Annotated in this window: 7 protein-coding genes and 3 pseudogenes; 2 read left to right on the top strand and 8 right to left on the bottom strand. The window is 68.0% G+C overall.

Translation table 11 applies throughout. The annotated features are described in order from the left end of the window. The 3 genes and pseudogenes from ACIQHQ_RS32975 to ACIQHQ_RS32985 form a co-directional block, all read right to left on the bottom strand. A pseudogene (locus ACIQHQ_RS32975) lies at positions 1–311 on the bottom strand (alpha-galactosidase); the annotation flags it as partial. Positions 312–398: 87 nt separating this feature from the next. Next, positions 399–1,820 carry a non-reducing end alpha-L-arabinofuranosidase family hydrolase gene (locus ACIQHQ_RS32980; RefSeq protein WP_402619141.1) on the bottom strand — a complete coding sequence of 474 codons (1,422 nt, stop codon included), beginning with the start codon at positions 1,818–1,820 and terminating at the stop codon, positions 399–401. A gap of 153 nt (positions 1,821–1,973) precedes the next feature. Beyond that, on the bottom strand, positions 1,974–4,280 hold the full coding sequence (locus tag ACIQHQ_RS32985) for a beta-L-arabinofuranosidase domain-containing protein (protein ID WP_402619144.1): 2,307 nt from the start codon (positions 4,278–4,280) through the stop codon (positions 1,974–1,976). A gap of 853 nt (positions 4,281–5,133) precedes the next feature. Between ACIQHQ_RS32985 and ACIQHQ_RS32990 the strand changes: the two genes are divergently transcribed. Continuing rightward, on the top strand, positions 5,134–6,492 hold the full coding sequence (locus tag ACIQHQ_RS32990; protein ID WP_402619147.1) for a glycoside hydrolase family 43 protein: 1,359 nt from the start codon (positions 5,134–5,136) through the stop codon (positions 6,490–6,492). 60 nt (positions 6,493–6,552) lie between these two features. On the opposite strand, the gene ACIQHQ_RS32995 is transcribed toward ACIQHQ_RS32990, so the two are convergent. The 4 genes and pseudogenes from ACIQHQ_RS32995 to ACIQHQ_RS33010 all read right to left on the bottom strand — a co-directional run. Next, positions 6,553–7,659 (bottom strand): ricin-type beta-trefoil lectin domain protein, encoded by a 1,107-nt coding sequence (locus tag ACIQHQ_RS32995; protein ID WP_402619149.1) that lies wholly within the window; start codon positions 7,657–7,659, stop codon positions 6,553–6,555. Between the two features lie 260 nt (positions 7,660–7,919). Further along, positions 7,920–10,124 carry a 1,4-beta-glucanase gene (locus tag ACIQHQ_RS33000; protein WP_402619152.1) on the bottom strand — a complete coding sequence of 735 codons (2,205 nt, stop codon included), beginning with the start codon at positions 10,122–10,124 and terminating at the stop codon, positions 7,920–7,922. 156 nt (positions 10,125–10,280) lie between these two features. After that, positions 10,281–10,550, bottom strand: a pseudogene (locus ACIQHQ_RS33005) (carbohydrate ABC transporter permease); the annotation flags it as partial. 3 nt (positions 10,551–10,553) lie between these two features. Continuing rightward, positions 10,554–10,874 (bottom strand): annotated as a pseudogene (locus ACIQHQ_RS33010) (Tat pathway signal sequence domain protein); the annotation flags it as partial. 519 nt (positions 10,875–11,393) lie between these two features. Between ACIQHQ_RS33010 and ACIQHQ_RS33015 the strand changes: the two are divergent. Next, positions 11,394–11,672, top strand: coding sequence for a winged helix-turn-helix transcriptional regulator (locus tag ACIQHQ_RS33015; protein ID WP_402619154.1), 279 nt, complete (start codon positions 11,394–11,396; stop codon positions 11,670–11,672). Positions 11,673–12,435: 763 nt separating this feature from the next. Here ACIQHQ_RS33015 and ACIQHQ_RS33020 read toward each other — a convergent pair. Beyond that, a complete protein-coding gene (locus tag ACIQHQ_RS33020) occupies positions 12,436–13,170 on the bottom strand; it encodes an SDR family NAD(P)-dependent oxidoreductase (RefSeq protein WP_402619156.1) in 735 nt (244 codons plus the stop codon). Positions 13,171–13,188 lie beyond the last annotated feature (18 nt).

Genomic DNA, 13,188 nt, shown 5'->3' on the forward strand with positions numbered 1-13,188 from the left:
TTGGTGGGGTTGGCCCGCAGGTTGCCGGCCGCGTCGCGCTGCGGGTCGAACCAGCAGTCGTCGACCACCACGTACCGGTATCCGGCGTCCCGCATGCCCGAGGACACCATCGCGTCGGCGGCCTGACGCACCTGCGCCTCGGTGATCCCGCACCCGAAGCTGTTCCAGCTGTTCCAGCCCAGCGGAGGGGTGGTTGCGGGGCTGCCCGGTGCGGCCTCGGCGGTCGTGCCGACGGAGGCGGTGACGGTGGCGGTGAGCGTCAGTGCGGTGGCTGTGAGGAGACGCAGCAGTCGTCTGTGCAGGGGAACCATGGGAGGTCCTTCCCGGGAGGCAAAGCGGAAGCTGCTTTGCCTCCCTCAAGGGGCAAGGTCACGAGCTGGTGATCATGTGCGCGCGGGTCAGCGCCGCAGGGTGAGCAGGCCCGGCCGGTACGGCAGCTTCAGGTAGTCGGTGCCGTTCGAGTTGGGGTCCCTGCCCTGGTAGAGGAACTGCAGGTTGCAGGGGTCGATGGTCATGGTCTGGTCGGGGTTGTTGCGGACCAGGTCACCGTGGCTGATGTCGTCGGTCCAGGTGGCACCGCTGTTTGCCTTGCCCGCGAAGGGGTTGCTCTCGGTGGCGGCCTGCGGGGTCCACGGACCGTTCAGGCTGGAGGCCGTGAACGAGCGGAAGAAGCGCTGCTCAGTCGCACCCCGAGCCTCAACGATCATGAGGTACTGGTTCTGGCCCTGGACCTTGTAGACCTCCGGCGCCTCGAACAGGTTCTTCTCCGTGTCGCTCATGACCGTCGTGGACGACGAGCCGAAGCTGCTCGGGAAGTTCCCGATCGGCATGGACGACTTGAAGATGCTGCCCTTGTCATTGGCGAAGAACAGGTACATGTTCTGGTCGTCGGCGATCACGGTCGGGTCGATCGGGCCGCCGGTGGGGACGCTGCCGGTGAACAGCTCCTGCGGCGCGGACCAGCCGTTGGGATTGGTGGGATCGCTGGACGTGCGGTAGGTGAAGGGCCAGGCGGTGCCCCACCCGTTCGAGACCAGCACCCATATCTTCTTGGGCGCGAAGTAGAAGAGTTTGGGCGCCACCGCGGACCCGCTGATCTTGGTCTGGCCCGCCGAGGCCATGTCCGACCAGTTCGTGAAGGGCCGGAAGGTCATCGCGCCCCACGACGATCCGTCAGAGGTGGTCGCGTACACCAGGTGCTGGCCGTTGTGCGTCACAGTGGTGAAGTCCTTGAGCGCCAACGAGCCGTTCGCCGGCTGCGCCAGCGGACCGGTCGACGTCCACCGGTATGTCGACGGAAGAGGACACGAGTTGGGCGTCCCGGACAGGCCGGTCCACTTCTGGTTGCTGCCGCCGTTGCAGTTCCAGAGCTGCACCGCCGTGCCGTTGGCCGTGGCGCCGCCGCTGACGTCCAGGCACAGTCCGGACTCCACGGCGACGATCGTGCCGTCGGCGTTCACCCGCCACTGCTGGTTGGTCCCGCCGTTGCAGGACCAGATCACCGGCCGGGTACCGGCCGTGGTGGCGTGGCCCGGGACATCCAGGCACTTGTTGCCGTACACGGTCAGCTGGTTGCCGTCCGTCAGCGTCCACTGCTGGTTGGTCCCGCCGTGGCAGTCCCAGATCTGCACGTTCGTGCCGTCGGCCTGGCTGGCGCCCGGCACATCGAGACACCGGCCGGAACCGACACCGCGCACGGCGCCGGTGGTGGCCGCCTGAGCCGGATCGGCGACGAGCGTCGCCGCCGACGCGACCAGGGCCGCGAGCACCACGGACAGATGTCTGCGGCTGAAACGTAGTCTGCGCAATGCGGGCCTCATTCGTCGAGTGAGCAATTCCGGTTCGGCCCCGGTAGGGGCTGTCCGGACTGTCGATGTGCTGCGCCTCGACCTCTTTTGTTCTCGATATCGAACGAAGGCCGAAAGGTCGAGCGCGGGGGATGGAGACCGACCAGGATGTGCTTCCTCGGCGGCCTAGTTCCTCACGATGCGCCACCGGTTGTCGGCAGTGCCGTCGTCCGAGTCCTGGACTGCGAACGCACCCACAGCGGTGGAGTTGTTCGCGATGGCGAGCAACTTGCCGCTGTTCTCGTTGCGGATCTTGTAGGTTCCGTCTCCCTGGTCGAGCAGCGTCCATCGGTGGTCGGCCGTGCCGTTGTCCGACCACTGCAGGACGGTCGCGCCGTCTGCCGTCGACATGTTCAAGACGCCGAGCACCTTGCTGCTGTGGGCGTTGCGGAAGCGGACCGCGTTTCCGTCGGCGATCATGTGCCAGTCGTGATCGGCGGTGCCCGAGTCGTTCCACTGCAGAGCGCGGCCACCGTCGGCCGTGGACATGTTCTGGATGCCCAGCACGAGACCGCTGCCCACGTTGGCGAGCCGGACGGTGCCGCTGGTGTTCCAGTAGACGGTGTAGTTGTGGCCGTGCGCGTCGTGGAACGGGCCCAGGTTCACGGTGGAGCCGTTGGCGGTGGCGGTGAAGGCGAGCGAACTGCCGCTGGTCCGTGTGATCGAGGACGTGTTCAGCGTCGGGAGGGAACTGAGCCCGGAGTCACCGTAGTTTCCGGACAGGACCACCGGGCCGTAGGTGATCGCGGTGACGTTCGGGTTGTCGTTGGCCGCACGCATGATGACCCGCATGGGCAGACGGACGGTGACCGTGTCGCCGGAGGTCCAGGAGCGGGTCAGGGTGGCATAGCTGCCGGGGGTGGTGGTGATGTTCTGCCGCGTGCCGTTGACGCTGACCGTGGCCCCGGTGGTCCAGTCCGGGATGCGGATGCGCATCGCCCACGTGCCGCTGACGTTGCCGGTGACCTGCAGGGTCGTGGTGTCGCTGACGGGGTACGTCGTGGTCTGGGTGACCGTGATTCCGCGCTCCGACCAGTTGAGTACCGAGGGCACGAACAGGTTCACGATCAGCGTGTCGTCACGGCGGAAATAGATGGAGTCCATCAGCCTGGTGTGCGTCTCCAGGCCTGTGCCCTGGCAGCACCAGAAGGTGCCGTAGTCGGTGCTCCAGGTGCCGCCGCCCCACGCCGGACCCACACCGCGGCGGCCGCCCGGATTGAGGGGGGTGAAGTAGGTGACGTGGCCGTGGTCGTCGGCCGGGTTCTGCTGGCCGATCATCTGATTGAGCCACGCTCGCTCGTAGTAGTCGAACAGTGCGGCCCGGTTGGGGTCCAGTGCGAACAGCTCCCGGGTGAGGAGGAGCATGTTGAAGGTGTTGCAGCTTTCGCACGTGTCCTTGTTCAGGTAGCCGGCGATGGCGTTCGGGGCGCGGAAGTGCTCCGCCTGGCTGTTGCCGCCGATGGCGTAGGTGTGCGCGTTGACGGTGAAGTTCCAGGCGTTGGTGGCGATGTCCCGGTAGCGGGTCGTGCCGGTGGCCTTGTACTCCCGGGCGGCCCCGATCCACTTGGGCACCTGGGTGTTGGCGTGCAGTCCGCTGAGCCGGTCCTGGCCGGACGCCAAGGGGTCGAACACCGCGGCGTGGTCGAACCGCTGGGCGACGGTGAGCCACCGCGCGTCGCCTGTCTGCTGGTAGAGGTCGGTCAGCACGGTGTTCATGCCGCCGAACTCGGTCTGCAGCATGGCCTGCATCTGCTGGCTGCTCAGCCTGCCGGTGCGCCAGTCCACCCATCCCGCCAGGGCGAGCAGCACCTCACGGGCCTGTGTGCTGCCGATGTGGCGCCATACGTCCAGCAGGCCGACGAGGGTCTTGTGGATGGTGTAGTACGGCACATTGCCGTTGCTCAGGGTCCGCTGTTCGAGAGCGGTGAAGTCGGACTCGGGGTAGCCGGAGAGGTACCCGGCGTTGAAACCGGCGGCGCCGTTGTTGGCCTGGCATTTGGCCAGCTCCGCGACCATGTGGGTGGCCTTGTCCCGGCAGACGGTGTCCCCGGTCACGGCGTACAGCTGTGCCCAGGCCGTGAGGAAGTGGCCTTGGACGTGGGTGCGAAAGGGGAAGTTCGGTGCGTCCCAGCCGCCGGTGGCGGCGGCGCCGTTGGTGGAGAGGCGGTGGTTGGCGCGGAAGTTGTACAACAGCCGGTCGACATCGACGAACCGCAGATAGTTCCGCGTTCGGTTCTGGTTGTCCAGCCACCGGCTTGCGGTGAGCCGAACCTGGCCGAGTTCGAAGGGGTGCGCCAAGACCCCTATGTCGGCCCTTGCGGGAGGAACGGCCGCCTGCGCGGGAGACGCGCCCATGAAGGATCCCGTGGCAGATGCGGCGACCGTGGCCCCGGCTACTTGCAGCAGGCGCCGTCTGCTGACGAAGGAAGACATCTTGCACCTTTCGATGACGAGAGAGCGGTTGCTTGGTCGTTGACACCCGGCGGGACATCCGCCTCCACCCCTCAGGGTCCCTGGGAGGTGACGCGATGCGAGCTCCATCGCTGGTTGGAACTGCCGACGTCGCGGTACTGGATCAGCGCGACACCGTCGGCCGTACTGCGTTACGTCGGGCACCTTGCCGCTGTTGCGCTTGACCAGGATGAACTCGGCCCCGGTCTGCGGGCGCAGCCGGCTCGTCCGGCCGTCGGCGGTCATCTGCACGACCGCCGCGCCGTCCGCCGTCGAGGACCGCATGGACGTAGGTGCCGTCGCCTTGGTCACCCCACGTTCCGGCGCCGACCGCGGCGAGCCGGCCGAACTGTCGTGTGGTGATGTCCAAGAACCGTCCCTTTTCAGAAGTCATTGCGTGGACGGGCGGTTTTCCCACGCGGAACACCCCCGGGATCTCGAGGGCGTCGAAGACCGGTACGAGGCGGTGGCGTTGGGGAAGGGCTCGCGCCTGGAAAGCGCGCGGTTCGGGGCATGGGGGGTGGGTTCCTTCCGGAGGCGGGACCGCTCTCCCACCGCGAATGACCGATATTCCGAACGCGGGTCGAATTGCCGGACGGGGTTGGCGCCGAACGTAAAGGGTTTCCCGTACGGAAGTCAATGTGTGTGACAGTGCGCCTTCTTCGATATCCGGGCGGCGGGAAATGCACCGAACGGTACTCGTCGGAAACATTGACGGAATCACGACCCAAACCTATCTTTTGCTCGAAGTTCCGCACGCTGTTCGTTATGTCGAACAATCGCATCCCTCGTCACGGCGATCGGCCCAGCGGACTGGCCGAGCCCGGAGGAAGAGTTGAACAGAACCGTAAGAAAGCTGCTCGCCCTGCTGTGCCCGCTGCTGCTGGTCCTGCTGGGCGGCGCCGTGTTTGAGGGCACCGCCTCCGCCGTCGCCCCGCCGGCCGGGCAGACCACGCGGTACACGATGACCGCGTTCACCAACAGCAGTGAGTCGAACCTGTATGTGTACGACTCGCCGGACGCCACCGGATTCACCCTGCAGAAAGGCCCCGCCTACACCCCGCCGTCCGCGCTGATCCGGGACCCCAGCATCTTCAAGCACACCGACGGCTACTACTACCTCACTTACACCACCAACTGGACGGGGAACACGATCGGCTTCGCTCGGAGCACCGACCGGGTGAACTGGACGTTCCTGTACAACCACACGATCCCGATCAGCGGGCTGACCCGCACCTGGGCACCTGAGTGGTTCATCGACACCGACGGCAGCGTCAACGTCATCGTGTCCCTGACGTCGGCGAGCACCGCCACCCACTTCACCGCCTGGAAGATCACGGCGACCAGCTCCGCGCTGACCACCTGGACCGCGCCCACCCAGCTGTCCGGTATCGGCCCGAACTACATCGACACCTTCATCGTCAAGGTCGGCTCCACCTACCACGCGTTCACCAAGAACGAGACGACGAAGTACATCGAGTACGCCACCGCCTCCAGCCTCACCGGCCCCTACACCCTGCGCAAGACGGGCAACTGGGCCGGCTTCGGCGACTGGGTCGAGGGTCCGGCCCTGGTCCAGCTCGACAACGGCGGCTGGCGCATCTACTACGACGGCTACCGTGCCGGGAAGTACTGGTACAGCGACAGCTACGACAACTTCGCCACCTGGACCACGCCCACCGAGGTGCCCGGCCTGTCCGGCTTCATCCGCCACGCCACCGTGCTGAAGGAGACAGTCCCCGGCGGTGTCACCCTGCCCACCAACACCACCAGGTCGCTGCGGTCGGTCAACTACTCCGACCGGTACGCCGTGGTGCGCTCCGACAGCCTCGGCTACATCGACCCGGTGAACACCTCCAGCAGCACCGCCGTCAAGCAGAGCGCCACCTTCACCGTCGTACCCGGCCTCGCCGACGCCAACTGCTACTCCTTCCGCGACTCCTCCGGCCGCTATCTCCGCCACTGGGACTACCGGATCCGCTTCGACAGCAGCAACGGCACCGACACCTTCAACAAGGACGCCACCTACTGCGCCCGCCCCGGCAGCACATCCGGCTCCGTCCGCCTGGAGTCGTACAACTACCCCGGCCGCTACCTCCGCCACTACAACTACGCCCTGCGCGTGGACCCCTACCAGAACACCGACACGTTCCGCGCCGACAGCTCCTTCACGGTGGTCAGCCCCTGGGCCTGACCTGTCCGCGATGTTCTCCCGGGATCTGAGCCTGTCAGGCCCAGATCCCGGGAGCCGGTGTCATCCGGCGGTCAGAGTGGTCCACTTCTGGTGGGAGCCGCCGTTGCAGTCCCACAGCACGAGCTGTGTGCCGTTGGCCGTGGAGGCGCCCGGAACATCGAGGCAGCGGCCGGAGGCGGGGTTGCGGTAACCGCCGTTGTACGGCTGCCAGACCTGGTTGGCGCCGCCGTGGCAGGCCCAGAGCTGCACCTTGGCGCCGTTGGCGGTGGCCCCGCCGGCGGCGTCGAGGCACTTGCCCAGGGAGCGCAGGGTGCCGTCGGTGTAGGCGGACCAGTACTGGTTGGCACCGTCGCCGCAGGCCCACGTCTGGACGGCGGTCCCGTCGGCGGTGCCGGCACCGTTGACGTCCATGCACTTGCCGGCGATGCCGGACTGCACACGGGCGGGGGCGGGAGCGGGGTTCTTCAGCCACCCGGCGCTGTCCGCGGACTGGACGCCACGGTGGAAGGCGTCGGCCATCTTCTGGTAGCCCGAGTCGTTGGGATGCAGGGGGTCGGCCAGGTCGGCCGTGGTCAGACTGCTCATGTCGACGAACGCGACGCGTTTGCCCGCGGCCTGCGCGTCGCTGACGATGCGCCGGGTGGCCTGGTTGTACGTGCCCCGGAACCGCTCCTCCGAGCTGCTGGTGGACACGACCAGGGAGGCGACGAGAACGGTGGCGTCGGGGACGTCGGCGGTGATCTGGTTGACCAGCGACCTCAGCCGGGCGATGGCGCTGTCGACCTCAGAGGCTCCTTGGAGATCGTTGGTACCGATGTGCAGCGTCACGACGTTGGGCCGGTAACGGGTCAGCGAGGCGTCGGCGAGCGCGGCGATCTGGTCGATGCGGTATCCGGAGTGGCCTTCGTTGTCCGGATCGGACATCGAACCGTTCCGTACCGTGCCCACGAAGTCCAGCGGATGGCCGTCCGCCGCGAGCCGGTTCCACAACGGCGCGCGGTAGCCGTTGCCCGTACTGCTTCCGACGCCCCAGGTTATCGAGTCGCCCAGCGGCATGACCCGCAAAGGAGTGTTGGAGGCGGCGGAGGCCGGGGCCACACCTGTCGCCGTCACCCCGAGCGCGACAGCGACAAACATGATCAGGGGTAGAATCCAAGACTTTTTCATGCAGTTTCCTCTGTTCTGCGAATGATTGCTCGATCAAGGCTGATCGCCGTCCGGCCGTACCAGGGTGTGATGCGTGACGACGTCCCTCTCGGTATCCGGCTCTCCGAACACGTGCAGCCGGCCCATCCAGGGCGGGGCGATTGAGGTGGGGTGGCGAGGACCACGCCGATGCCGCCTGCCTGCATCAGCTCGGGGAGCCTGCCCGACCAGCCGAACCCCCCTGCGGTCGCGTAAGGTTCGTGCTTCTGCCAGGTCGGTTATCAGGCGGGCTCCCCGTACTGCACGCCGCGTCCGTTGGTGGCGACGAAGACCCGGCCGTACACGCGCGGGTCGCCGGTGATGGCCGCTCCGGTCCAGCCCCACTGGTGCCGGTCGTCGTTGATCCGCGTCCAGGTCTTCGCCTCGTCGTCGGAGCGGTACACCGCGGTGATGGTGTCCGTGGCGCCGACCATGTAGATCGCCGGGTAGGAGGCGCCCTCGGCGGCCTTGCCGAAGCCCAGGGTGTGTGAGGCGTGGCAGCTGCCGACCTTGGCCAGGGTCGCGCCTGCGTCGGTGGAGCGGTACAGGCCGTTGCCTTTGAGGCTCAGCCACAGGTCGCCGGTGCGGCCGGGCGCGGCGACCAGTTGGAATTCGGTGTCGCCCGTGCTCAGGCCGGTGGCCCGCGCGGTGAAGGTCCGGCCGCTGTCGGTGCTGGCGAACACCGTGCCGGTGGTGGTGTCGTAGGCGTAGAAGCGGGTCGGGTCGACGGGGTCCGCGATGGGGGCGGCGCCCTTGGGGAAGGAGGCTACCTCGGTCCAGGTGGCGCCGTTGTCGGCTGAGCGGTAGCCGGGGTTGGCCGTGCCGAAGGACCACAGCAGCACGCTGCCGTCGGCGTTGGTGGCGATGGGTCCCGGTGCGGACTTGGCGACGTCCGGCTGGGTCTTGAAGGGCGTCCAGGTCTTGCCGCCGTCGTTGGAGTGGGCGCCGTTGCCGTGCTCGCCCCAGCCCGCCCGGACCACGTACGACGGCTTGGCCGGGGCCAGGGACAGGCCGGTGGAGGTGCCGAACACAGGGTTCGAGGCCATGCCGCGTGACGGCGACGCCGTGAGCCGCTCGTGGTACATCACACCGATGTCCCCGGACCCGCTGAGCAGATGCGCCTCACCGGTCGGCGGCGAGATCAGCTGGCGTATGGACGCCTCCTCCACGCCGCGGATCTGCGGGGCCCAGTGCTTGAGGTCGCGGGTGCCGTAGAGGGTGGCTCCGGTGCCGTACACGATGTGCTTCGAGTCGTACGGGTCGAGAGCGAGGGCCTGGATCCACCAGCCGAACTTGGGCTTGTCCCCGCCCCATTTGAGGTAGGGGGTCTCGGAGACGTCGAGGACGGCCTCGTCCTTCATCGACGTCCAGGTGCGGCCGCCGTTCGTGGAGCGGAAGACGGTGTCGATCTCGGCCCAGCGGTTGTTCGTGGAGACGACCACCGTGCCGGGGCGGCGGGCGTCGACGGCGACACCGCCGTAGCCGAAGGAATCGGCGGAGCCGTCGGCCGTCGCCCCACCCGGCTTCACCGGGGTGACCTCGGTCCACTTCCCGTTCGCCGTCCGCAGCTTGTGCACGCTGCCGTCCACCTGGCCGTTGGGGCCGGGGGCGTTGGCGTAGCTCACGTACAGCTCGCGCGTGTGGCGGTCGTACGCGGCGCGGATCGGCACCTTGGCCGCGGCGCCGGTGGGCCGCCCGGGGACGGCCTCCCAGGTCGTGCCGTCGGACGTGCGGTACAGGTTGGGCTGCCCGGAGGTGCCGTCGGAGTCGCCCCAGCCCGCGTAGACGCTGCGGCCCGCAGCGACCAGGAGCGTGATGCCCTGGCCGATGGCACTGGGAGTGGCCGGGAAGCTCACGGCCTTCCAGGTGGCGCCACGGTCGGTTGACTTGAGCAGCCCGTCGTGCCGGGTTCCCAGCCACAGCGTGTCACTGTCCCGCGGATCGACCAGCAGCCGCTCCCCGCAGCCGCGGCCGTCCTCGTTGCCGCCCAGCTTCACCGTGAGGTCGGTGCGCCGCCAAGTCGCGCCCCGGTCCTCGGACCGCAACACGGCCCCGTTGCCGGCCCACGACTGCGTGTACGCGCCGAGGGCGAGGTACACCCGGTTCGGATGCGCCGGGTCGACGGCCACGGCCTCCACACCGAGCAGGTTCCAGTCGTCCCAGCCGAGGTGGTCGGTGAGCGGGATCCACCGACCGGTCCGGTCGTCCCACCGGTAGGCACCGCCGATGTCGGTTCGGAGGTAGGCGAGCCCGCGACAGGAAGGATGGAACAGCACACCGGTGACGAATCCGGTGCCGCCCTGGACCGCGTTACGCCAGCGGTATCCGCCCTTCGCGGGAGTGGCGGCGGCCTGCGCCCGCCCCTGGGTGACCGGCAGGGAGACCGCCGCGGCAGCGGCAGCGGTCCCGGCGAGTACAGCTCTTCTGCTGATGTGGAATGCGTGCATGACTTTCCTCTTCTTGCGCGGGACAAAGGGGAAGGTGACGCCCTCAGGGGCGCGGGGCGGTATCGATGTGCGGCTCCGCCGTGTGGGCGCGACCAGCCACAACGAAGCCACGGACAGGCGACCGACGGCTCTACCCCCGCGGGCCGGGGCAAGGCGTCAGCCCTTGATCGCGCCGGTGAGCATGCCCTTCTTGAAATGCCGTTGGACAGACGGAGAAGCGACCGCGTCAGGAATCAGTGCGAGGACCATGACGGCCATGTGCAGTCCCAGTGCGGAGGGCTGCCCCGTACGCACCGCCTACTGAAGCCCCGTCGGCGCCTCGGTGTTCTTCTGCACCAGCTGGATGAGCACGTTCTGCAGCGGCATCATCTGCTGGTCGGTGGGATAGACGGACGCGTTGAACCAGGCGCTCCGGTACCCGACCGCCTAGATCTTGAGGGGAGCACCGGTGCCGAGCTTGTCGGGAACCGAGGAGGCAAGCGCCGCGAGGTCGACCTCGCTGATGCAGCCGGCCGCCGAACCGTTCTTCGACGGAAGGTACGGCTTGGCGATCGTGCTGGCGACGTACGTCGGGAGCAGCTTGCCGGCAGCCTTGCCCGAGGTGGTGCCCTCGCGCGACCCGCTGTCCGACTCACCGCAAGCGGCCAGCAGCGGCATCCCACCGGCCAGGGCTGCGGCGGCGACCGCCGTGGAGGCGAGGAAGCTTCTCCGGCCCGGCCCTGAGGACACGGAGGCGACGTTCGGCGTCATTGCGTCAACCCTTCATGGCGCACCCGGACACCCGGCGGTGGGCCGTCGGCTGCGGTGGCGTGACTTGAATCAGCTGAGCTGAAAGCAGACATCCCATTACTGGCGAGGTATACACAGTCGAAGCGCTTCGACGTTGCTGCGAGGTTAAGTGAACACCCATGGGCGCACAAGAGTGGCTTCAAAGATTTCATCGAGGGCCCGGGAGGTCGTTCTCCGCGTTATCTGCATGATGAAGGTGTCGATCTCTTGGCGCTCCCCCAGTGACCTGGGATTCATCGAAGCGCTTCGAAGGCACTTCTCTGCTCTACTCAAGGGAATCCCACGTGTCTGCATACGCGGCGCACACACCACCGCCGTTCCGCGTTCACAGCTGGCTGTCGCCACGCGCATCGACGACCTTCTGTCACGGCTCACCCGACGAGAAGATGGGATGCCTGCACCAGTTCACGCCCGCCGTGGCCCGCCGCCTTCCGCCCGCGACCGCGCCACGCGTACCGTCCTCGATCACGGCACCGGCCGGTGGGGGTGCTGGTCCTCCTCGCACTGGCCCGCTCCACCCAGCGCTGGGGGAACTACGCAAGGCCGTCGACGGGATCAGTACAAAGTGTTCAACCAGGACTTGCGCACTTCGAGCTCGACGGTCTGGTCAGCCGTACGTCCTACCCGGAGGTCCCGCCCCGGGTGGAGTACTCCCTCACCCCACTCGGCCGCGACCTCGTCGAGCACATGCTGCCGCTCACGCGGTGGATCGCCACGCACGCAGACGACATCGTGCGCAACGCCGCCGAGGAGCCCTGACCTGACCTGATCCTGCGGCAGTGCCGGTCAGGTGGCGATCACAGCAAGCCGCTCGGAGGCCGAGGCTGCCGGCAGCGCAACTCGCCTGCGTAGGCCCGATCAGCTCGGTGCGGGCGGTGCTGATGAACGCGGTCCGTTACACCGATCCCGCACAGCACCGGCTGGCCGATGACCTGGACGCGGCCCGGCTGCTGCGGCCCGTCGACCCGCGCCGGCTGGACGGCGGCGAACGCTGGCTGAAGGACCCGGCCGCCATGACGCCGCGGCCGCCGACCGCATCGCCCAGGCCGTCGGACGCCCCCGCTCGGGCGGTCCGCCTCTTGGCCGAGACCGAGGCCACCGGCCAGAGTCCTGCACCCTCACCCCGGCCGATCTCGGGCTCGGGCATCCCACTTCCCCGAACCTGCCGTCGTCGGCGCCGGCCCCGAGCGCGGTTCGGCCATGCGGCTGCTGCGGCAGCGGTGAGACCGGGAGGGTCGCCCGTGGCCTGGACACCGACGAAAGTGCCGTACGACCGCTTCGCTACGAGCCGGAGGTTCGGCCGGTTGGGTTTCGAGGGGTACTTCCTGGCCGTGGCCCAGGTCGTCGCGGACACCTGGGAACCGCTCGGATCCAGGATGGGCGGCTGTTTGGACCTGCCTGGGGCGACCATCCGGGACTCGTCGGACTGGGCGTTGGGCCTCGTGGGTGCCGAAGGCATTCGCTCATCGCGCCGACCGGACCTGTGGTTCGCGACCTGCACGTACGAAGAAGGCAGGGGGGTTCAGAAGGCGGTGTATCCGCCGTCGACGGGGAGGACCGCTCCGGTGATGTACGTCGACTCCGATGAGGCGAAGAAGAGAGCCGCGTCGGCCACCTCTTCGGGGGTGGCGAGGCGTTGGAGCGGGATCTGGGTCTCGCGCTCGTGGCGGTAGGCCTCCGGGTCGGGGCTGCGCTGGATTGCCGCCTCGATGACCGGGGTGGCGGTCAGACCCGGGGCGACGACGTTGACGCGGATGTTGCGCGGGGCCCATTCGATCGCCGCGCCCTTGGCGAGCATGATGAGGCCTCCCTTGGCGGCGGAGTACAGGACTTCCCCGGGCTTGCCGACCATGCCGAGTCGGGAACTGATGCAGACGAAGGAGCCTCCTTCGGGGGGCATCAGCGGCGCGAAGTGCTTCATCACCAGGAACGCGCTGAGCAGGTTGCTGTCGAGCACGTTCTTCGCGTCCTCGTAGGACATCTCGGTGAGCGGGCTGCTGGCCTGTAGGCCGTGGTTGATGACGACGACGTCGACGGTGCCGAGGGACTCGGCGGCCTGGTTGGCCAGGGTCTCGACGAACGCCTCGTCGTTGAGGTCTCCAGGGACGTACAGGTCGTCGGTCTGGGCGGTGTCGAGCTGCTCCCTGCGGCCGGTGAGCAGCAGTCGCGCTCCCTCGCGGCGGAAGTGGGAACTCACCGCCTGTCCTATGCCACTGCTGGCACCGGTCACCAGGGCCGCGACGTTCTTGAGTCTCATGTCAGGCACTCCTTCACA

This window comes from Streptomyces sp. NPDC092370 (assembly GCF_044755265.1).
In the GTDB taxonomy this organism is placed as follows: domain Bacteria; phylum Actinomycetota; class Actinomycetes; order Streptomycetales; family Streptomycetaceae; genus Streptomyces.

Excerpts from the sequence above, each read along its gene's own strand:
- ACIQHQ_RS32985 (WP_402619144.1), bottom strand. The coding sequence starts at position 4,280 with ATGTCTTCCTTCGTCAGCAGACGGCGCCTGCTGCAAGTAGCCGGGGCC.
- ACIQHQ_RS33000 (WP_402619152.1), bottom strand. The coding sequence starts at position 10,124 with ATGCACGCATTCCACATCAGCAGAAGAGCTGTACTCGCCGGGACCGCT.
- ACIQHQ_RS32980 (WP_402619141.1), bottom strand. The coding sequence starts at position 1,820 with ATGAGGCCCGCATTGCGCAGACTACGTTTCAGCCGCAGACATCTGTCC.
- ACIQHQ_RS32995 (WP_402619149.1), bottom strand. The coding sequence starts at position 7,659 with ATGAAAAAGTCTTGGATTCTACCCCTGATCATGTTTGTCGCTGTCGCG.
- ACIQHQ_RS33020 (WP_402619156.1), bottom strand. The coding sequence starts at position 13,170 with ATGAGACTCAAGAACGTCGCGGCCCTGGTGACCGGTGCCAGCAGTGGC.